Source organism: Synechococcus sp. JA-3-3Ab, assembly GCF_000013205.1.
Lineage (GTDB): Bacteria > Cyanobacteriota > Cyanobacteriia > Thermostichales > Thermostichaceae > Thermostichus.
Window position 1 is genome coordinate 2,539,223 of record NC_007775.1, and the last position, 20,456, is coordinate 2,559,678.

The window sequence follows — 20,456 nt, forward strand, 5'->3', positions numbered from 1 at the left end:
GGAAGAGAAAACCATGGCAACTACTGCAACTCGTTTTCCCCAATTCAGCCAAGACCTGGCCAGCGATCCCACCACTCGGCGTCTGTGGTACGGCATTGCCACCGCCCACGACTTCGAGACCCACGATGGCATGACGGAGGAGCGGCTTTACCAAAAGCTGTTTGCCACCCACTTCGGCCATCTGGCGATCATCTTCCTGTGGGCTTCTGGCAACGTCTTTCACATCGCCTGGCAAGGCAACTATGAACAATGGGTGGCCAACCCCACGGGGGTCACCCCCATCGCCCACGCCATCTGGGATCCCCAGTTCGGCAAGGCGGCGGTGGAGGCCTTTACCCAACCTGGAGGCGGCGGCCCTGTCAACGCGGCTTACTCCGGCCTCTACTACTGGTTCAACACCATCGGCCTGCGCACCAACGGCGATCTCTACGCCGGCGCCATCGGCCTGTTGTTGTTGGCGGCGGTGTTCTTGTTTGCCGGCTGGCTGCACCTGCAGCCCCGCTTCCGCCCCAGCCTGAGCTGGTTTAAGAACGCCGAGGCCCGCCTCAACCACCACCTGGCCGGCCTGTTTGGTGTCAGCTCCTTGGCCTGGGCAGGCCACCTGGTGCACGTGGCCATCCCCGAGTCGCGCGGACAGCACGTGGGCTGGGACAACTTCCTCACCACGCTGCCCCATCCGGCGGGCCTAAAGCCCTTCTTTACCCTAAACTGGGGGGTCTATGCCCAGAACCCGGATACGGCCAACCACGTCTGGGGCACGGCAGAAGGGGCGGGCACGGCCATCCTCACCTTCTTGGGCGGCTTCAACCCCAACACCCAGTCCCTGTGGCTGACGGACATGGCCCACCACCACCTGGCCATTGCCGTGATCTTCATCGTGGCTGGGCACATGTACCGCACCAACTGGGGCATCGGCCACAGCATCCGCGAGATCCTGGGCGCCCACAACCCGCCGAAGGGCACCCCCTTCGGGGGCCTGCTGGGCGAAGGGCACAGGGGCCTCTACGACACGGTCAACAACTCCCTGCACTTCCAGTTGGCGTTGGCGCTGGCCTGCTTGGGAGTGGTGACCTCGCTGGTGGCGCAGCACATGTACGCCCTCAACCCCTACGTGTTCATGTCGATGGATCACACCACGGAGGCGGCTCTCTACACCCATCACCAGTACATCGCTGGCTTCTTGATGGTGGGGGCCTTTGCCCACGGGGCCATCTTCCTGGTGCGGGACTACGATCCGGAGGCCAACAAGAACAACGTGCTGGCGCGGGTGCTGGATCACAAAGAAGCGATTATCTCCCACCTCAGCTGGGTATCGCTGTTCCTGGGCTTCCACACGCTGGGGCTGTACGTCCACAACGACGTCATGCAGGCCTTCGGCACGCCGGAGAAGCAGATCCTGATTGAGCCGGTGTTTGCCCAGTTCATACAAGCCTCCCACGGCAAGATGATCTACGGCATGGACGTGTTGTTGTCCAACCCGGATAGCATCGCCTCTACGGCTTGGCCCAACTACGGCAACGTGTGGCTGCCTGGCTGGCTGCAAGCCATCAACGATCCCAATGGGTTCCTCTTCCTGCCCATTGGCCCCGGCGACTTCCTGGTGCACCACGCCATTGCCCTGGGCCTGCACACCACCACGTTGATCCTGGTCAAAGGGGCGTTGGATGCCCGTGGCTCCAAGCTGATGCCGGACAAAAAAGACTTCGGCTACAGCTTCCCCTGCGACGGGCCGGGGCGGGGCGGCACCTGCGACATCTCCGCCTGGGATGCCTTCTACCTGGCCATGTTCTGGATGCTGAACACCATCGGCTGGGTGACCTTCTACTGGCACTGGAAGCACCTGGGGATCTGGAGCGGCAACACCGCCCAGTTCAACGAGAACTCCACCTACCTGATGGGCTGGCTGCGGGACTACCTCTGGGCCAACTCTGCCCAGTTGATCAACGGCTACAACCCTTACGGGATGAATAACCTGGCGGTTTGGGCCTGGATGTTCCTGTTTGGCCACCTGGTCTGGGCGACAGGGTTCATGTTCCTCATCTCCTGGCGCGGCTACTGGCAAGAGCTGATCGAGACGCTGGTGTGGGCGCACGAGCGCACCCCCTTGGCCAACTTGATCCGCTGGAAGGACAAGCCGGTAGCTCTGTCGATTGTTCAAGGTCGTCTGGTGGGCCTGGCTCACTTCACGGTGGGGTATGTGCTGACCTATGCGGCCTTTGTGATCGCCTCGACAGCTTCCCTATCTGGCTAGCGAAATCGAGTGGCTAAGCAACTAAGGGATCCCGCGGGGGGATCCCTTTTTTTGCTCCTCGGTCAAGCGAGAAGGGCGCTGTCGCTAAGTCCATGACTTGGCTGCACGAGGAGTTTCACCGGCTGGTTGAGTCTCTGTCTCAGGTGGATTAAGGGGCTGCCCGACTAGAGCTAAAGGACAGGGTTTCAGTTCAGAAAACGGGGAGCCGCCTGTATCGACTGTTGATGGGCCTTGTGCAAGAGCAGGCCCCTGTGCACGACCAGGATCCCCAACCATGAGCCGGAGCCCGATTTTGCGATTGCGCGCTTCCAGGAGGATGAGTAGCCAAGAATAGAGTTTGGCTCAAGTTTTTTGAGCAGATAGACGAAGGGCTCCCTAATCCGGCAAAAAAGCCCAGCTCTGAGGGCTGGGCTTGGATATTTCAAGACAGGCTGCTGAGGCTACAGCCGCACCTGCGTGCCCTCAAAGAATCCACGAATAATGAGAATAACTCCCCCTGCATCAGGAGTACCCGTATTTCCGTCGCCAGTTGGTGAGTTCGGGCCTATAACTTGGTTGTCAGTGGGGAACTCTTGCTCAATAAAGAATTGCCCAGAGATATTCGAGCCAGAGGTGGTTGGATCGAAAACCAAATTCAAGTTGCCTCGCAGCAGAGAACCGCCAATATCTGCCCTATTAAACGGCCCGGCCAGTTGTGCCCCAGCTAAGGTGCGGAAGACAAAATCTCCCGTGGTGGGGACAATGCCCTGAAGGATAACAGGACTGAGATTAGTTCCCTCCACAGGGGATCCAGGCAACGTACCTGTGGAGCGCTCGGTGCGCAAGGAGAAGAAGTAGTCAAACGCGGTAGGGGCACCGGGACGCTCAGGGACGGGCAACTGCGGGATCGGGGTGGGGAAAGGTCGCGGCGGCGGGCTAACCTGGACGAAGTTGAGGACTGTGCTGACATTGGCCGGGTCAAACTCTGCCTGCACCCGACCGTTCAACAGGCGCCGGATGCGCACCAACTGATTGGGCAAGATATTGGGCCGCGTCGGATCCGGGGCAAACAACACCGACTGGGTGCCCACCTGGGCGGGACGATAGACGATCTCCGCCTGGTTGGGCCGGAAGTTCAGGCGAGCAAAGAGAGCCAGGGCATCTTCAGGAGTGCCATCGCCGGCCACGCCCCGCTGCCGCACCACAAAGCTGGCGGAAAAGCTTCCGGTTTGCAGAATGGCAGTGACAGGCCCTTGAGGTGGGGGAGGATTGACAAAAGAGCCTGGCGCCAGAATCTCACCCCCAGGACCAGGACCACCATCTTCAAACAACACACCCACGGTGGGGACAATGAGAGAAGAATCTCCCTCTAAGACGACTTGGTTGCCATTGCGGCTAACCAAGATGCGGCGCACGGTCAAAGTTAAAACAGTTTTCGTATCCGGAACGGCAGCTCTAAAGGTTGTATTGACTCGAATGCGCTGGTCGTTGGGGTTGGTGGAAAGAGCAACCAGCCCGGCAATACTGAACTGGGTCGATAGCTTGCCGTCGTTGGGGCCGAAGGCGATGAGATTCACCAGCGGCGTGGTTCGGGCAATTTGGATGGCCAGCGTGCTGGAGCGAAGGGTCGAGTCAACTGTCAGTTCATTCGCTGGGATCTCGTTCACAGGCAAGATGCGGGCTTCAACATTGGCGATGCGAGCTTCACCGCTGCCTTGGAGGGGGTTGGTGCGCACAGGGATCCCGTTGTCAAACCTCGGATTGACATAGTCCAAGCGGAGGCTGGTGGTCTCCAGCACCGAGCCGGGGGTAAAGCGATACTCCTGGGCCGAGACAAAGGCAGCCGGATCCACCTGGACAGGCCCAGGTAGGGTTGGCGCCTCATTAACCTCGCCGCAGCCCCCTAAGAGCAAAACCCCACACAACACTGCCAATGATCGACCTTTGAAGTTCATACGGCACTGCCTCACACACCCTAATCTGGGGAAATTCACACACAAAATGGAGGGGAAGGCACCCAACCCCCAACGCTACAGGTAGGCTGGTTGCCCCTGCTCGAGGCTATGATACCCCATATCTAGGGGATGGGCCATTTCCAGGAAAATTTCCTGGATTTGCTTTGCCGCTGGCTTGACAACGCTCTGAGATGCAGTAGAACTAACGGCAGACATTTCCCCTTGAAACGGGATCCCTCATAATCTTGCCAATGCACAGGGGCAGATTCAGTGGATCCCGGCTGGACGCTGTCGCAAGGATTTGCTGTGGTGTGAGTGAGTGGAGAATTTCTCAATGAAACGACGTTCTGGCTCAGCCCTTGGCCGTGGTGGCCTTTCCCTTCTGGCAACTTGGGCTTCGCTGGCCTTGGTTACTGGTTGCAGCAGCGAGACTACTGGCGGGCTGCCGCCCCTCCTGGCCGCCGATGGATCCACGCCTCCTCCCGTGGCCGTGGCTCCCACCATCTCGCCCAATCTCACGCCCATCACCTTCCGCCCCGGGCCGGACTTTGCTCCCATCACGCCGCCGCCAGTTCAACCCGATCTGCCGGATCCGCCTCAATTTGGGCCAGGGGGCGGCTTCAACGTCGACCAGCCGTTTGCATCGCTCTCTTACAGGGTGGATTTAACCAACCTAATTGTTCGAGGAGGGATAGCAAGCGTAGACATCCAGGTTCTGAACATCACTTGTGGAACAGATGTTACTGGCGTGATCCGGCCTGAGGCCATAAGTCAGTTCAGAAACTTGCTAGTTGGGAGAGGCAACACATTTGCCGACGCTAACGGATTCAACTTTAGCTATACGTTTCCAACAGATCCCAGGTTTTTTGATGACTTGAGGATTTTGTCGAAAGGAATTAGGAATATCGATGGCCGGGAGATACTGACAGGAGATGACATTGTTTTCGTTCTAACTATCCGGGACGGATTTGGGCAAGTTTTGCGGGTTGACGACTCAGTTTTCAACGAGGGGGAAACTCGAAACGAGGTGCGCGGCTTTGCAATTCCACCCTGTGGCAACCTTCCTCAGCCAACTCCCACTCCAACTCCTACTCCTCTGCCGCCTGTACCTACGCCTACCTCAGGCCCCACTCCTGTGCCAACGCCGGTTCCTGTGGGACCCTCGCCCCTGTTTGCTCGCTTCCTACGGCCCAATCCAGCGCCGGTCAATACACCTGTTACCCTCACCTTTGTAGTCGATAACCGAGTGGCTGGCGCTATTCCCTTGAGTGGTCTCAGCTTCCAGGCAGTCTTGCCAGAGGGGCTGGTCGTGGCCAATCCTCCCATACCTGCCGGCATTGCCAATCCAAATACCTGCGGGGGCACTTTGGGCGCAATACCGGGAACAAGGATCATCAACCTTTCGGGCGGAGTTCTGGCAGCAGGTGCTACTTGCGAGGTGAACGTCTCCATTCAAGCAACGGCTCCTGGGATCTACACATTGCCGCTGCTATTTGTGTCGAACAATCAGACTCTACCCAGTGCAGCTCCTCCCATCACTCTAGTAGCTAACTAGCAGCCAATGGTGATGCGGCTTTGGAGAGGACTTCCGTTTTGTAAGCGAAGGTGGCAGGAAATGAAGGTGCAAAAGTTCAAGACTGAAAGAAGTTGGTTGCGGGCTTTAGGCAGCGCGGGGGCTGTTTTCTTCACTACGGCAAGCTTGATCGGCTGTCAGCAATCCAACGACAAAAGCGCCACTAGCTTTGTTCCTGGGCCGATCATTCCGCCGCAAACGCCCAGCGTACCTACCGGAGGCACTGAGGTGGGTTTACCTCCTATAGCCCCAGGGATCCCTTTACCAACTCCTACCATTGCTATCCAACCTCCTCTCCCAGCCCCAACCATTCCTCCGATTCCCTCTCCTGCTCCTGTTCCCACCATTAAGGCGGAGATCCCTGTTCCTTTTACTCCTTTCCCTCCTCCTCCCCCCCCTCCGTTCCCTGTTGAGAAAGTTAGCGTCACGCCAGAAAAAGTTACGTTTGACTCAGGGACAACTGTTGGCTCCATAGAAACTCTCACGCTTACGCCTTCTGCTCCTCCGGCCAACGGCAGTTTGGTGTTGAAAGTGGAAAGCAGCAACCCACAGGTGGTGGGTGTTTCTACAACAGCTGCCTCTTTCGTAACTGTTGTCATTCCACCGGGATCCGAGGATAAGCCCACAGTTACATTAACCCGTTTGATCCCGGCCACTCAGGAAGGCAATGCCACCATAATAGTTACCCGCGACCCTGCCACAACAGCTGTCAATTACCCGGTGGGCAGTGTGAATGTTCTTGTGCCGGTTAAGGTATTGCAGAAAGCGCCGCCTACCATTACGGTTACCCCTTCGACGATAGAGTTTCTCGATAATGACATAGTTGGGGCTACCAAGGTTGTCAGGGTCGAACTCGCAGCCCCTCCGATTGGTGGGCAGGTTGTTTTGGATGTCAGCGGAACTCCTAACCCCTTTGGGGCGGGCGCTCCGTTCACTGTTTCGACCTCTACTCTCCTCTTTAAGGAAGGTAGCAAAGGGCCTCAAGAATTCGGAGTTATTCGACTAACGGACGGGGTATTCACTGGCTCCATCACTATTAAGCTTAACCCATCCTTAACTACTGCCAGCAACTTCCTGACCAGTGATATTAACTTTGTGATTCCTGTGAAATCAGCTGTAGGTTCTATCCAGCTTGAATATGGGGATTCAGTAGATTGCACCAACAACCTTCGTAATCCAGTCATCGTAAATCCAAAAATTACCATCCAAGGTAGAGTCCTTAGACCCCTAACTTTCAAGGCAGAGCCTGAACCTCCACCGCCAGATGGCTTTTCGTTTGACAGGCTAACGGGGGCAATCAGGGTGCAGTGTCCAGCCACCAAAGACACTCCTCCCATTGGCTCTACTCTCTTGACATTGGTGACTGTTACGGACTCTTCTAGTCCTCCTATCTCGGCGCAGGCACGTGTGAACATTACAGTTAAGTAGACGATACATGCCTGGCTTGTATGAATGTCCAAGACCATCTTGGGTGAGACTGTTGAGCTACACCCAATCGGCTTTTCTTTTGCTGCACTGGTAACGGTTACTAACTCTTCGACTCCCCCAATTGCAGCTCAGAAGTTTGCAGCGGTCAAAGTCGAGTAGCACATATCGTGTCAGTTCCTTTGCAGAGCCAACTTTCTGGGTTGGCTCCCACTCCATCAATCGTCGGAGGGCAGGTCTGTAGCAGCCTCTCTTGCAGCGGACCTAGCATAGCAGCGCCTTACCTCAAGAGGAAGAAAGTCCGCGGCTGGTGACCCTGCAAGCCCTCCAGCAGAGCCCTCCTTTTCTGGAGAGACAAAGCCTTACTCTGGGGATCGTTCAAGACCCGCCTACGCAACAGGCAGAGCTTCGGGAGTGGTGAACCATGCTAGGAGGAGGCGGCTGCCATCTCCCGTGCCAAGACCCATTCCACGAGGGTGCGCACGCCGTAGCCAGTGGCGCCTTTGTTGGTGTAGCCCGAGTCTTTTTCGGCCCAGACGGGACCAGCTATGTCTAAGTGGGCCCAGGGAGTTTTCTCCACAAATTGCTTAAGGAAGAGGGCGGCAGTGATGGAGCCGCCAGAGCGGGGGCCAGTGTTTTTCATGTCGGCTACGGTGGAGCTGAGGCCCTCGAAATAGCTCTCTTCCAGGGGTAAGCGCCAAATCTTCTCGCCAGAGAGGTTGGCTGCCTGCTGCAGCTCCTGGGCCAGCTTCTCGTCGGGGGTGAAGAGGCCAGCAATCTCTTCTCCTAGGGCAATGACGCAGGCGCCGGTCAAGGTCGCTAGGTCAACAATGGCGTCCACCCCCAGCTTTTCAGCAAACACCAGGGCATCGGCCAGGGTAAGACGGCCCTCGGCATCGGTGTTGTTGACCTCGATGGTCTTGCCGTTGGAAGCGGTGAGGATGTCACCGGGGTGGAGGGCCCGGCCGCTGATCATGTTTTCGGTGGCAGCGACGATAAAGTGCACCTCTACCTGCGGCTTGAGGGCGGCCAGGGCTCGCGCAGCTCCCAAGACGGCTGCCGCTCCCCCCATGTCGGTTTTCATCATGGCGATGCTGCGGGAGTCGGTTTTGATGTTGAGGCCGCCGGAGTCGAAGGTGAGGCCCTTGCCCACCAGGGCCAACTTGGCAACGGGATCCCCTTCCTTGGGCTTGTAGGTGAGGTGGATGAACTGAGGCGGCAGATCCGAGGCTTGGGCCACGCCGAGGAAGGCCCCCATCCCCAGGGCTTGGCACTCTTCCCGCCCCAGGATCTCCACCTCTAGGCCGTAGTCTTGGGCCAGTTGCCGGGCAGTTTCGGCCAGGGCAGGAGGCGTGACGACGTTGGCCGGGGCGGCCACCAGCTCGCGGGCCAGGATCGTCCCGGCAGCCATCTCGGTGGCCCGTTGCAGGGCATTCTCATAGTCCTGGCGGGCCTGGGCCAGCCCCGGCACCAGGAGGGTAACTTCTTCAACGGAGAAGCCGCGCTCTTCCTCGGGCTTAGGGGGAGATTTGAAGCGGTTGTCCTGGTGGGCCACCAGGAGGCTGGCTTCGGCCACCGCCTGCACCGCCCGCACCTGATCCAGCCCAGTGTCTGGCAAGGACAGCACCACCTGCTTGGCCTTGAGGCTGTGGGCCTGGCGCAGGCCGTTGGCAGTAGCCCGTCGCAGCGCTTCCAGGGTCAGCGCGGCGGGATCCCCCAGCCCCACCAGCACCAGCTTGCGGATAGGCCCTGGCAGGCGCAGGGCGAGGCTGCTGTTGGGCTTGCCCTGGAACTTCTGTTCTTGAGCTGCTTCCGCCACCAACCCCGACCACACTTTCTCGTCCAAGGAAGCAATTTCGGCAGGCAGCGAGAAGGTGGCGTTTTCGCCGCTGGGGGCAAAGCAGTAGACCAGGGCACATTCTGCCTGCGTTAGAGGGGGCTCGCCAAGACGAAGCTGCATGGGAAACCTTTGGCCAAGCTAGGGACAGCAGACTCTCAGTGTAGCCAATTTGCCGCTTCTAGGACAGGGGATCCCTCGCCTGCCCTCGACGTTGGCTTCCCCAGCCAATAGCCTTTAATCAGGAAGGGAGAAAACCAAGGTATGGCCTGGCGGCGGCGTCACGTCCTTCAGCTTGGGGTTATTGCCTGCGCAATGCTCCTGGCTCTGGCGGTAGGAGGGGTGGGATCCCTGGCCCAGGCGCAGAGGTCGCTGGAAGAGCTGCCGCAGCCGGTTCGCCTCAAGTTGCCCCCCGGCCTAGCCCGCTACACCTACGACAAATCGGCGGGAGACTACTTCGAAGAAATCGAGCCGCTGCTGCCGGGCGGAGCTTATGCCCAGTGGGCCTTCTATCCCGTCCCCGTCTACATCCAGGGGGATCACCCCCAGTGGAAAACCTTTGTGGAGCAGGCGGTGAAGGAGTGGTCTGCTTATATCCCGATGCGGGTGGTGGCCAAAGAGGAAGAGGCCCTCTACGGGATGAGCATTTATCGCGTTCCTGGCATTGGCGACGGGATAGCGGGGGCAGCGCGCCCAGAGTTTTTCTTTGCCGCCGATGGCTCGCTGCAGCAGCGGGTGCGCATTGTTATCGTCGAAGGCCAGGGGCTGGCAGAAGTTACGGCAGTGGCTCGGCACGAGATTGGCCATGGGCTGGGGCTGTGGGGCCATAGTCCCAACCCGCGGGATCTGATGTACGGCGGCCACCACGCCGAGGCTACTGGCAATCGCCGCCTGCTGCGGGTGCCCACCATCACCAAACGGGATCTCAACACCCTCAAGCGGGTCTACGAGCAGCCCACCCTGATGGGCCAGGTCTTTCCAGAGAGCTACCGCCGCCTGTTTGGCCAGGTTCGTGAGGAGATCCCCGCACCTGGCTAAAGCCGCAGCAGTTGCGACGCCCCCTTGGCCGCCATAGCCAGGAGAAAAAACAGCAACTGGGTGGCCACGATGCTGGGGCCGGAGGGCAGGTTGAAGGCGGCCGAGAGGAGGATCCCCAGCACCGCGCTCAAGCCCCCGAAACCCATGGCCAGCAACACATAGGTTGTAAAGCGGGATCCCAAAAGCCGCGCCGTCGAAGCGGGGATGACCACAAAGGCGCTTACCAGCAGCACCCCCACCGAGCGGATCGACAGGGCCACCACCAGGGCCAGCAACACCACAAAGGCCAGCCGCTGCCAGCCCACTTCCACCCCCCGCGCCCGCGCCAACGACTCATCCAGGGTCAGCAACATCTGGGCAGTCAAAGTCAGCCCAATGTACCCCAGGGCCAGCAGCAGGAGCAGGCCGCTCATCCAGAGGGCCGGCGGGCTGATGCCCAGGATGTCCCCGAGGAGCAGTTGGTTGAGGTTGCCGCGGTAGCCGGGGATCAGGCTGAGGCCGATGATGGCCAGGGCCAAGGAGGAAGAGTAGATGATGTTCAGCACCGCATCTGCCGAAAGCTGGGTGCGTTCCAGAATAAAAGTCACCCCCAGGGCAAACACCACCCCAAACACCATCAGCACCGCCGTAGGATTCAGTCCCAGAACCACTCCCAGGACAATACCCAAGAGCGCCGAATGCCCCAGGGCATCGCTAAAAAACGCCAACTGCCGAAAGATGGCAAAACTGCCCAGCAGCCCCCCCGTTACCCCTGTCAGGATCCCGCCCAGCAGGGCCCGCTGCATGAAGGGCAACTGCAGCAATTCCACCACCCGCGCCCAGGTCTCCGGCATTTCCCCTCCTCAGTGATGGTGGATGTAGCGGGCAAACTCGGGGCCGTAGACGCGGCTCAGCATCTCTGGGGCCAAGGCCACCTCGGGGGATCCCTGGCAGATCAGGGAGCGATTGAGACATAACACGCGGTCGCAATGGCGGGACACCATTTCCAGGTCGTGGGAGACTTGTAGGATGGTCCAGCCCAGGGATCGGCGCAGCTCTTCCAACAGCCGATAGAACTCCCCTTCACTGGGGCTATCCAGGCCAGCGGGGGCCTCGTCCAGCACTAGGAGCCGCCGCGGCCAAACTAGACAATAGGCCAGCAACACCCGTTTCAGCTCGCCGCCGCTCAGTTGACCCAAAGGCTTAGGGGCCAGGTGCAGGGCCTCGGCCCGTTGCAAGGCCTTCCGAACAGCTTCTTGCCGAGCAGCTTGCTGCTGCCAGGGCCAGCGGGGTCTGAGGGATCCCCAGCCCAGGGCGACAAACTCCGCCACCGTCACGGGAATGGCGGGGTTGAACTGCAACCGCTGGGGCACGTAGGCAATCTGCTGCCGCACCGCCTGGGGCAAATACCCCGACAGGCGCAGCCGCTCTCCCAGGATCCAAACCGAGCCGCACTGGCGGGGCAGGATCCCCAAGATGGCCTGCACGAGGGTGCTCTTGCCGGCGCCGTTGGGACCGACAATCGCCATATGGGATCCCGCCTCCAGCGCAAACGACACATTCTGCACAGCCAGCTGGGATCCCCGATAGACCGTCAACCCCTCTACGTGTAGGACAACCTCGCCAGAGGTCACCGTCCCCTCGCCAGCAGGTGTTCGAGAGTTGCCTGGCCCACCAAGGGCAACTGCAGGGGAAGCCAGGCCTTTTCCTTCTCAAAGGCGGAGACCAGGTTCTCCACGTTTTGCCGCATGATGGCTAGGTAGTATTCCGGCTCGATCCCCTCCGGGCCGGCGGTTTCGATGGGATCGAACACGCGAACCTGTACCCCCAGATCTCTGGCCAAAACCTCAAAGGGGTTGTCACTCCCCACCTGAGGTTCCACTAGGATCGTCTTCAGGCCCGATTGCCGTACCGTATCCATCACCCGCCGCACATCCTCAGGGGAGGGGCTGGCTTCCGGGATCTCCACCAAGAACTCGGCCTTGAGGTTGTAACGCTCGGCAAAGTAGGGGGCAAAGTTGTGGAAGACCACAAACTTTTTCCCTGCAAAGGGGGCTAGGCGCCGCTCAATTTCCTCGTCCAAAGCCTTGAGCTTCTCGATAAAGGCAGCCGCGTTGGTGCGGTAAATCTCTGCCCCCTCGGGATCCGCAGCCATGAGGCCGTCGCGGATGTTTTCCACCTGCCGGATGGCCCGCCGCGGATCCAGCCAGATGTGGGGGTTTAACTCGCCGTGGCTGTGCTCATGAGCGTGACTGTGGGAGTGTCCATGGCTGTGGCCGTGGGAATGCCCGTGGCCGTGCTTTGGCTCCTCCGTCTGCAGAGTCGGGATCCCTTGGCTGCTGTCGATAAGGCGCAGCTTGGGGTTTCCAGCGTTGGCGAGCAATCCCTCCAAAAAGGTCTCCATTCCCAACCCATTGATCACCAGCACATCTGCCTGGGCTAGCAGACGCGCGTCTTCGGGCCGAGCCTGAAAGCTGTGGGGCTCCATCTGGGGAGGGATGAGAGGCCTCACCTCCGCCCGATCCCCCGCCACGGCGCGGGTAAATTGCGTCATCGGCAGGATCGTGGTCACCACCTTCGGGGGGGTGGATCCCTGCTGGGCCTGGGGCTCTTCCCGGCGTGTCTGCGAGCAGCCCAGGATCCCGACTGAGAGAGCGGCCACCAGCAAGACCAGCGACCGCACAGGTCGAGCCGAACGCAGAGAGTTAGCTTTATCAGCCATGAGCCTTAGTACCTCACAAGACGACAGAGACAGCAGAGCCGGAAGCGCCTGACTTCTGAAAAGCCAAGGCCCGCTGCTGCAGCAGCGAAAACATGCTCACCAGGCCATTGCTGCGGGAAGGGCTAAGGCTAAAGTTGAGGCCCATCTCCCGCACAAACTCTAGGGAAACCTCCAGGATCTCCTCTGGGCGCAGACCGCTCAACCCCTCCGCCAAAACAGCCACCAAGCCCTTGACCAACTGGGCATCGGCATCCCCTTGGATGTAGACCTTGCCGTCTTTTAGCTCGGTGGCCAGCCACACCCGCGAGGCACAACCCCGCACCAGATTCTCCTCTGTTCGCTGCGACTCGGGGAAAGGGGGCAGGCGCTTGGCATAGGCCAGAAGCAATTCGTACTTCTGACGGGAGGTTCTGGCCTTTTGAAAGCGACCTACAATCTGCCGCAGAGCTTCGGGCATCAACCCACTGGCCTGAATGAGAATGATAATCAATCATAACACCCTCGCCGAGAGCGCCTACTGCGCGCGGGGGTGGGTCGGAAAAGCCAAAGAGGGAAGGGTTGTCTTCGCTACCGCACCGAGCGATAGCCGCCTTCTACTCCCCTCGGGGAGAGGACCAGTTGCCAGAGCTGGCTAGCCCGGGCCTTGAAGCTGCCGGCGCTCATTAGCAGGTAAAGCCGCCACATGCGGCGGAAGCGCTCGTCGTAGCGCCTAGCCAGTTGGGGCCATGCCCGCTCAAAATTGGCGTGCCAAGCTTTTAGGGTGGCCACGTAGTTGATCCCAAAGTTGTGCCAGTCTTCCAGTACAAACAGACCCTCAAAAGCCGCTGTTATCAGACGAGGCGAGGGCAGCATCGAGTTGGGGAAAATGTAGCGTTCAATCCACGGATCCCGACCTTGGTAGGCCACGTTGCTGCCGATGGTGTGCAGAAGAAACAAGCCATTGTCGTTCAACAAGCGGCGGGCTACCTGCATAAACGTTCGGTAGTTGCGGTAGCCCACATGCTCGAACATGCCCACAGAAATGATCCGATCAAACTTTCCCTGCGTCTGGCGATAGTCTTCCAGCCGAATCTCCACCGGCAGGCCCTGGCAGCGTTCGCTAGCCAGCTTGGCCTGTTCTTGGGAGACGGTAATGCCCACCACCTGCACGCCGTAGCGTTCGGCTAGGTACTGGGCCGTGCCGCCCCAACCGCAGCCAATGTCGAGCACGCGCATGCCGGGCTGCAGATCCAGCTTGCGGGCAATGAGATCCAGCTTGGCTTCCTGGGCCTCGTCCAGGGTCTGCGCCCCCCCATCCCAGTAGGCACAGCTATAGATCAGGCGGCGATCCAGCATGGCTTCGTAGAGGTCGTTGCCAAGGTCGTAGTGGCGCTGGCCAACCACAAACGCTCCCTTACCCCGCTGGCGATTAACTAGGCGACTGTCCAACGCCAGCAGGAGCCGAACTGGCCAGCCCACTTGCTCCGCTGCCTGACTGGTGAGAAGACGGTAAACCAACTCGTCAATAGCCTCGCAATCCCACCAGCCCTCCATGTAGGCCTCGCCAAAGCCCAGGGATCCATAGAGCAGGCAGCGCAGGTAGAGCCGCTCGTCGTGGATTTGCAGATCCCAGGGCCGCGAGCCATTGACGGCTATATCGGCAGCACTCAAGAGCCTAAGCCCATATCGGCGGGCCAGCCGATGCCAGATGCTAAGGCTTTTTTCCACTTCCAGGAACCCCCTGCTGAGGGCTAATCGCAACATGTATTGTAAAATGCGGTCTCTCCAGTTTGTTACTCGGCAGCGGCTCAAGCCATTGCTTCTTCTCGGCTCCCCAGCTTCTGTTGTTAATGCCAACCACTGCAGCTCTGGAGGAAGTTGAAGAGATAGTGCTAGCAAGCCCAAAGGAGAAATCGATGCTCAAACTGAACCTGCCAACACTGCAAGTTGGTGGTGCTATTCAGTAGGGCGGCTTTCAGATTTTCCCGCTGTTTTCTCCAGAGGATACAGAGAGAGGCTGCCTATCGCCTTCCAGATCATGGAGCTCAGGAAGCAACGATTAGTGAAATCAATCAGAACGGCGTTGTGCCGTATCTAGTTGTGGAAAACTACAGCGGTTTTCTCTTGCTTTTGGTGGAAGGGCAGGAGCTAGTCGGGGCTAAACAGAACCGCATCTTGAACACCGCTGTTTTGAACAAGCCAAAAAGCAAGATCACGATTCTGGCTTCTTGTGTGGAAGCTTTCAGGCGCCACTTCCGCTCCCACCAAATGGAGGATGCCAATGCCTTGTTCCCAGCAGCTTGTGCTACGAGCTAAAAAGAGGAGTTTATCAGTCGCTCAAAAATAAAGCTGGTTACCGCTCAGACCAGGGAAGAGTGTGGCAAGCCGTTGCTGCTATCCAAAACTTTCTCAGGGTCAGCTCCCCCACCAACCCGTTCTCTGAAGTTTGACACTCCCACCGTCTAAAGGCGGGGGATTCTTACACGGTCGTCGCAAAGGCTTTGTCAAAGCGCCTCTAGACAGTTCCTGAAGGCAAAGCCCCAAGGTTCTGCTGACTTTCTTAAGCAGGTTGGCGGCAGCATTTGCCTCAGCGTTGACCAACCACCCCTTTGCCGTTTGGTACAGGCCCCGCTTGACACGCTTTCCAGCGGGTCTCCACCCGTCGGGTTTTTCACCATAACTAGGTAGCTCATCTCTATCTAGGAAGCTTGCCTGCGAGCTGTACGCCTCCTCTACCTCAATAAACTCCATGCCATAATGCCGACATAATTGCGCAATACGCTCCTTGAACCGACCTGTTGGAATGAAAACAAAGTTTTGGTTAAAACCGCATTCTTGTTTTTGTTCTTTGTTCCAACCTAAGTAAGCGATAGTGCGAGAGGAAAGTCAACGGTACAATCACTACAACCATGGTGTGGGGCTAGCGGTTGTTTATCTTATTTTTTGGCCAAAGAGAAGGAAAGAGGTCTTGGTAGGAGAAGTCAGGGACAGGTTGTTTGAGCTATGAAACTATATCAACGACCCCCATCATGGGTAAGCAACTAAAGTGGCTAGCGGGCTTTTCCGCCCCGCACTCAAGTGCGGGGCTACCAAGCTATCCTTTTGTGTGGTATGAGTCTTACGAGGATGAGATTGAGGAGTTTCGCAAAAACTTTTGGTAGTCGGCTTTGCGTTGGAGTCCATCCGCCACAAAGATTCTCCACAGGCTGAGGCTACTCCTCAGGATGTTCTCCACTACTGCCTGAACCAATGGCCTTGGGAGGCGGTACAAACGGTAGTGGAAGGCCGGGCATACCACGCCAAATCTCAAAGCGGTGACCAAGGTGCCGCTTTGTTCTATAACGATAAACTGGTCTACCCGTTAGTCGTCACACCAGCAGCTTCTCTCTTCTGGGAAGCTCCCCTAGACAAGGAGGGCCTGATGGCGAAACCATTGGGCCTTTTCACTCTTTCTTTATCTTGTGGGAGGATCCCCCCAGCCTAAGGAACTTTCGGCAGGATAAGAGACGAATACAATGGTAGTATCATGGCTGCTTTTATTCCCAATCTGCAGGGATCCCGCGGTAAGCTGCAGTGCCGCGCCTTAGCCTGGGCGGTATTTGTCTTTGGCCTGCACTGAGGACTGCACAAAACAAGGAGACGACCGTGGCGCGGGCAAGATGGGATCATTTCGAACACATGGCCGATGTCGGCGTCCGCGGCTATGGGGCGACCCCGGAGGAAGCTTTTGCCCAGGCAGCTTTGGCCCTGACTGCGGTGATCACCAGCGTGGATGAAGTAGCTCCCAGGGAGCGGCTAGAGATTGAGCTAGAAAATTCAGGCGATCTGGAACTGTTGTTGGTGGATTTCCTGAACGCAGTGATCTACGAGATGGCAGTCAGAGGAATGCTCTTTGGGAAAGTTGAAGTGCATCTTGCAAAAGACCATCTCAAGGCCAGCCTGTGGGGGGAAAGAGTTGACCGCGCCAAGCACCGACCGGCAGTAGAAGTTAAAGGGGCAACTTACACCCAACTCAAGGTAGCCCAAGAGAGTGAGCTTTGGGTGGCACAGTGTGTGGTGGATGTGTAAAGGAGGCAGTCTATGGATATCAAGAAACTTGAGCGTGTAGATGAGACTGTCTGGCGCATTCCTCCTAAAGGCAAAATGCGTGCCCCAGTCTTGATCTTTGCCGATGAGGAGTTAATCCGGGAGATGGACGACAAAGTGGCCGAGCAGGCCAGCAACGTGACCACCTTGCCAGGGATCGTGGGAGCCTGCTACGTGATGCCAGATGCCCACTGGGGCTATGGTTTTCCCATCGGTGGGGTGGCTGCTTTCGATGCGGAAGAAGGGGGGGTGATTTCCGCCGGCGGCGTGGGCTTTGACATCTCCTGCGGCGTGAGAACCTTGCGGACGGGGCTGACGCGCGAAGAAGTGGAGGAAGCGGCAGAACCCTTAGCCAATGCCTTGTATGCGAGCGTACCGGTAGGGCTTGGCAGCCGCAGCAAGATCTCCTTGAGCGACAAAGAGATGGAAGCCATGCTGGAAGGCGGAGCAGAATGGGCTGTGGCTCAAGGCTACGGCAAGAAAGAGGATCTGGAGCGCATCGAAGAACATGGCCGCATGCGGGGAGCAATGCCGAGCGAAGTCTCCGCCTATGCGCGTGAGCGCCAGCGGCGGGAGATGGGGACTCTAGGCTCAGGTAACCACTACCTCGAAGTCCAGGTTGTTGACGAGATCTACGATCCCAAGGCTGCCGAGAGCTTCGGCCTCAAGCAGGGGGAAGTGGTCATTACTATTCACTGCGGCTCCCGGGGCTTGGGTCACCAGATTGGCACGGAGTATTTGAAGAAGATGCAACAGGCGGCTAAAGAGCACGGCATAGAGCTGCCTGACCGCGAGCTGGCGTGTGCGCCCTTGAAGTCCAAAGTGGGGCAAAGCTACCTGGGAGCAATGCGGGCAGCTATCAACTGCGCCTTGGCCAACCGCCAGATCATCACCCACTGGGTGCGCCAGGTATTCGCCGAGCTTTTTCCCAAGGCTGAACTCGACCTTATCTACGACGTCTCCCACAACACCTGTAAGGAGGAGACGCACGTGATAGAGGGGAAAAAACGTCGCCTGTTCGTCCACCGCAAGGGGGCAACGCGCGCTTTTGGGCCTGGCCACCCAGAGATCCCTCAGGCTTTCCGCTCTATCGGTCAGCCGGTCATCATCGGCGGCTCCATGGGCACGGCCTCCTACATTCTGGTCGGCACGGAGCAAAGTGAGGCCCTTTCCCTCTCCTCGGCCTGCCACGGCGCCGGAAGGGCGATGAGTCGCAACCAAGCTCTCAAAGCCTGGACAGGGCAGGAGATCGTCGAACAACTGAGGCGGCGCGGCGTCATCGTCCGCAGCCCTTCTTTGCGGGGGGTAGCCGAAGAAGCGCCCCAGGCCTACAAAAACGTAGATAAAGTTGTGCGCGCTGCCGACCAAGCCAAGATCGCGAAACTCGTAGCGCGCCTAAGACCCATTCTGTGTATCAAGGGCTAGTTTTTTCTTTCTGACTTCTCAAGATCCCCCCGAAGGGAAAACACTGCTAAAACCTTTGCCGCTCTCGGAATGCCGGGAGCGGTTTCCAATTTCTAGGGATCCCTCTAAGGGATAACTTCAGGGGATCCAGATCATCCCTGGAACACAGCAGGGGGAGTTTCCAAAGTTTCCAATTCCTAGGGATCCCCCCGAAGGGGGAACAATATTGCTCACCGTAGGTGGCATGGAAGATCCAAGGACGTTTCCAATTTCTAGGGATCCCCCCGAAGGGGGAACCCGATCTTCTTGGATCGGATTCCGGCTGGGAGTCTCAAAGGGGTTTCCAATTTCTAGGGATCCCCCCGAAGGGGGAACTTGCAGTGATGCGCAAGGCGCGCCAAGCTGCCAAAGATGTTTCCAATTTCTAGGGATCCCCCCGAAGGGGGAACGTGTAAAATGAATCGCGCTTTCCTCCGTCTGTTGGTCAAGCGTGTTTCCAATTTCTAGGGATCCCCCCGAAGGGGGAACCTGAGAATACTCCAGGGGGAGCAACCCCTAGCCTAATCGTTTCCAATTTCTAGGGATCCCCCCGAAGGGGGAACTTCGTACCTCGTTTAAGGGAGTTTGTGCCCATGAACGTTTCCAATTTCTAGGGATCCCCCCGAAGGGGGAACTACTACAACGACGATGGCAGTGTCAAAGTTGAGGGGGGGGAATGTGATCAGTGGTAATCACTTTGTGCAGACCACCAGCAGTCAAGGGACGACCATCGGGCGGGATCGCAGGGGCAACCACTGGCTACACCATTTTGTCCAATGGCATCGTTTGCACTGGCAGGGGCAGAACCCGCACTTGTATCATTTCGCCCAATGTGCCTATTTACGCCGTACCCAGCCGTTGACCGTAAACCTACTATCGGCAAACTGCCGTGAGGGACAAGTCACGGGTAAAACTTCGTGCATCAGATAGCTGGGAAAGAAAATGATAGTGTTGTTGGCAGGAACATAGGTTTTATAGGTGTCGGCTTTGACATACATATTGTTTCGCACTTCAGAGTCGTAGATCAGCAGTTCCCCCCCAGAAAACTGCTTGGGTTCTCGGTAGAAGTAATAGACATAGGTCAGTTCCCTTTCTTTGGCATCAGGACTGCCGTTGTCATTGTGCACTTTGTAATAATTGCCGTGGTTGTGCGCTGTCATTTGACATTCGATGTAGGCGATGGGAAATGGCTCCATTTTTAGGCTTTTGAGCACTTGGGGGATTAGCATTTGCACATAGTGGAGAATCACCCCTGAAAACTCAGGGAAGTCATACAGCACCCATGAACGGCGGTATTCACTGTCATCCGCTGAGTTTCGGGAAGGGACAAACCGCCCTTCGTTGGCGATCGCATATTCTAGTAACTGTTGGTTTTTGTCCCGCGGCAAAAAGTTATCCACCCGTGCATAGACCGCAGGCTGTTTTTGGGGCGCGGTGGTGGGGGTGTGGACATTGATAGCCTTGTTAGGAGTGATAGACCAAAGCCTGATCCCCTCTTGCTCGTCAACTACACAACAGCGGAAGTTGCGCCACGGAAATTCATAGGCGAGGGGTTGTTCCCGCAGAATTGCCAAGCGGGACTCTGGTAAACCTAAAACCTGCCCCAGTTCCTCCGTGGTGAGCCAATACCCCCTCTCGGCAATCTCTTGTACTGCCTGCAGTTGGCGCATTAAATCTGTAACTTTTTCCCAACCTTCTGGCATAGCTACCCCCCTGCTCTCTGCCATGCTGACCAAAATCTCGCCATCTGCTCAGCTGTGCCCACAGTGATCCTAAGTCCTGTTTCCAATTTCTAGGGATCCCCCCGAAGGGGGAACCAAATGGGCGGTGATTTCGACGGTGACCGCGTAAGCGTGTTTCCAATTTCTAGGGATCCCCCCGAAGGGGGAACGCTTTGGTTGGATGACAGAAATGATTCCGGGGCCTTATCGTTTCCAATTTCTAGGGATCCCCCCGAAGGGGGAACTCTACCCCTATTAAACCCAAGCAGGGCAAGGAATGCAAGACCCATTTGCGAGGGGGTCGGTCGAAGAGGGCAAAAAAGAGCTTGGGAGAGGGGGGTGAGAGGCCTGAAAGCCTTGTGGCGCAAGGCATCGAGCGGGTCAACGAAAGAATCGGCCTTTGCGGGTTTTGGCGAGGCGCTCGCAAAAGCGTTGATACCGTTTTTGTGTGCTTTTGAGAACATCAAG

Annotated in this window: 14 protein-coding genes, 2 pseudogenes and 2 CRISPR repeat arrays; of the genes and pseudogenes, 8 read left to right on the top strand and 8 right to left on the bottom strand. The window is 57.9% G+C overall.

From position 1 onward, the window contains the following. The first annotated feature begins 13 nt into the window (after positions 1-13). Entirely contained in the window at positions 14-2,251 is a 2,238-nt protein-coding gene (psaB, locus tag CYA_RS11850; RefSeq protein ID WP_011431315.1) for a photosystem I core protein PsaB, read from the top strand. Between the two features lie 440 nt (positions 2,252-2,691). On the opposite strand, the gene CYA_RS11855 is transcribed toward psaB, so the two are convergent. Further along, a complete protein-coding gene (locus CYA_RS11855) occupies positions 2,692-4,083 on the bottom strand; it encodes a hypothetical protein (protein WP_228375338.1) in 1,392 nt (463 codons plus the stop codon). A 1,255-nt stretch (positions 4,084-5,338) separates the two neighbouring features. On the opposite strand from CYA_RS11855, the gene CYA_RS15115 reads away from it, so the two are divergent. After that, a complete protein-coding gene (locus CYA_RS15115) occupies positions 5,339-5,740 on the top strand; it encodes a hypothetical protein (RefSeq protein WP_187147180.1) in 402 nt (133 codons plus the stop codon). Positions 5,741-5,800: 60 nt separating this feature from the next. Beyond that, positions 5,801-7,186 (top strand): hypothetical protein, encoded by a 1,386-nt coding sequence (locus CYA_RS14865; protein WP_011431318.1) that lies wholly within the window; start codon positions 5,801-5,803, stop codon positions 7,184-7,186. A 424-nt stretch (positions 7,187-7,610) separates the two neighbouring features. Here CYA_RS14865 and CYA_RS11860 read toward each other — a convergent pair whose 3' ends face one another. Next, positions 7,611-9,143: a leucyl aminopeptidase gene (locus CYA_RS11860; protein ID WP_011431320.1), complete on the bottom strand. Its 1,533-nt coding sequence runs from the start codon at positions 9,141-9,143 to the stop codon at positions 7,611-7,613. A 141-nt stretch (positions 9,144-9,284) separates the two neighbouring features. Between CYA_RS11860 and CYA_RS11865 the strand changes: the two genes are divergently transcribed. Beyond that, positions 9,285-10,058: a hypothetical protein gene (locus CYA_RS11865; RefSeq protein WP_011431322.1), complete on the top strand. Its 774-nt coding sequence runs from the start codon at positions 9,285-9,287 to the stop codon at positions 10,056-10,058. On the opposite strand, the gene CYA_RS11870 is transcribed toward CYA_RS11865, so the two are convergent. From CYA_RS11870 to cfa, 5 genes are all read right to left on the bottom strand, one after another. Continuing rightward, positions 10,055-10,891, bottom strand: a complete 837-nt coding sequence (locus CYA_RS11870) for a metal ABC transporter permease (protein WP_011431323.1) — start codon at positions 10,889-10,891, stop codon at positions 10,055-10,057. The two genes, CYA_RS11865 and CYA_RS11870, sit on opposite strands and share 4 nt — an antisense overlap. A 9-nt stretch (positions 10,892-10,900) precedes the next feature. Beyond that, a complete protein-coding gene (locus CYA_RS11875) occupies positions 10,901-11,671 on the bottom strand; it encodes a metal ABC transporter ATP-binding protein (protein ID WP_011431324.1) in 771 nt (256 codons plus the stop codon). After that, the gene (locus CYA_RS11880) at positions 11,668-12,759 is read right to left on the bottom strand and encodes a metal ABC transporter solute-binding protein, Zn/Mn family (RefSeq protein WP_011431325.1); all 1,092 of its coding nucleotides are present in this window, start codon (positions 12,757-12,759) and stop codon (positions 11,668-11,670) included. The genes CYA_RS11875 and CYA_RS11880 overlap by 4 nt, the downstream gene beginning before the upstream one ends. Positions 12,760-12,772: 13 nt before the next feature. Beyond that, positions 12,773-13,249 (bottom strand): SufE family protein, encoded by a 477-nt coding sequence (locus tag CYA_RS11885; RefSeq protein WP_228375339.1) that lies wholly within the window; start codon positions 13,247-13,249, stop codon positions 12,773-12,775. A gap of 77 nt (positions 13,250-13,326) precedes the next feature. Beyond that, entirely contained in the window at positions 13,327-14,502 is a 1,176-nt protein-coding gene (gene cfa / locus CYA_RS11890) for a cyclopropane fatty acyl phospholipid synthase (RefSeq protein ID WP_049749789.1), read from the bottom strand. A 189-nt stretch (positions 14,503-14,691) separates the two neighbouring features. Between cfa and CYA_RS15435 the strand changes: the two are divergent. From CYA_RS15435 to CYA_RS11915, 4 genes and pseudogenes are all read left to right on the top strand, one after another. Further along, positions 14,692-15,188 (top strand): annotated as a pseudogene (locus tag CYA_RS15435) (ARPP-1 family domain-containing protein). Positions 15,189-15,610: 422 nt separating this feature from the next. Further along, a pseudogene (locus tag CYA_RS14870) lies at positions 15,611-15,742 on the top strand (IS200/IS605 family transposase); the annotation flags it as partial. Between the two features lie 641 nt (positions 15,743-16,383). Continuing rightward, positions 16,384-16,806 (top strand): archease, encoded by a 423-nt coding sequence (locus CYA_RS11910; RefSeq protein ID WP_011431329.1) that lies wholly within the window; start codon positions 16,384-16,386, stop codon positions 16,804-16,806. Positions 16,807-16,881: 75 nt separating this feature from the next. Further along, the gene (locus CYA_RS11915; protein ID WP_276307419.1) at positions 16,882-18,249 is read left to right on the top strand and encodes an RtcB family protein; all 1,368 of its coding nucleotides are present in this window, start codon (positions 16,882-16,884) and stop codon (positions 18,247-18,249) included. An 81-nt stretch (positions 18,250-18,330) separates the two neighbouring features. Continuing rightward, positions 18,331-18,904: direct repeats of the CRISPR family, unit length 36 nt; unit sequence GTTTCCAATTTCTAGGGATCCCCCCGAAGGGGGAAC. 199 nt (positions 18,905-19,103) lie between these two features. On the opposite strand, the gene CYA_RS11920 is transcribed toward CYA_RS11915, so the two are convergent. Then, a complete protein-coding gene (locus CYA_RS11920) occupies positions 19,104-19,970 on the bottom strand; it encodes a 2OG-Fe(II) oxygenase (protein WP_083759175.1) in 867 nt (288 codons plus the stop codon). 77 nt (positions 19,971-20,047) lie between these two features. Continuing rightward, positions 20,048-20,236: a CRISPR direct-repeat array (repeat unit 36 nt; unit sequence GTTTCCAATTTCTAGGGATCCCCCCGAAGGGGGAAC). The last annotated feature ends 220 nt before the right edge of the window (positions 20,237-20,456 follow it).

Excerpts from the sequence above, each read along its gene's own strand:
- cfa (WP_049749789.1), bottom strand. The coding sequence starts at position 14,502 with ATGTTGCGATTAGCCCTCAGCAGGGGGTTCCTGGAAGTGGAAAAAAGC.
- CYA_RS14865 (WP_011431318.1), top strand. The coding sequence starts at position 5,801 with ATGAAGGTGCAAAAGTTCAAGACTGAAAGAAGTTGGTTGCGGGCTTTA.
- CYA_RS11865 (WP_011431322.1), top strand. The coding sequence starts at position 9,285 with ATGGCCTGGCGGCGGCGTCACGTCCTTCAGCTTGGGGTTATTGCCTGC.
- CYA_RS11915 (WP_276307419.1), top strand. The coding sequence starts at position 16,882 with ATGCGTGCCCCAGTCTTGATCTTTGCCGATGAGGAGTTAATCCGGGAG.
- psaB (WP_011431315.1), top strand. The coding sequence starts at position 14 with ATGGCAACTACTGCAACTCGTTTTCCCCAATTCAGCCAAGACCTGGCC.
- CYA_RS11920 (WP_083759175.1), bottom strand. The coding sequence starts at position 19,970 with ATGCCAGAAGGTTGGGAAAAAGTTACAGATTTAATGCGCCAACTGCAG.
- CYA_RS11860 (WP_011431320.1), bottom strand. The coding sequence starts at position 9,143 with ATGCAGCTTCGTCTTGGCGAGCCCCCTCTAACGCAGGCAGAATGTGCC.
- CYA_RS11880 (WP_011431325.1), bottom strand. The coding sequence starts at position 12,759 with ATGGCTGATAAAGCTAACTCTCTGCGTTCGGCTCGACCTGTGCGGTCG.
- CYA_RS11870 (WP_011431323.1), bottom strand. The coding sequence starts at position 10,891 with ATGCCGGAGACCTGGGCGCGGGTGGTGGAATTGCTGCAGTTGCCCTTC.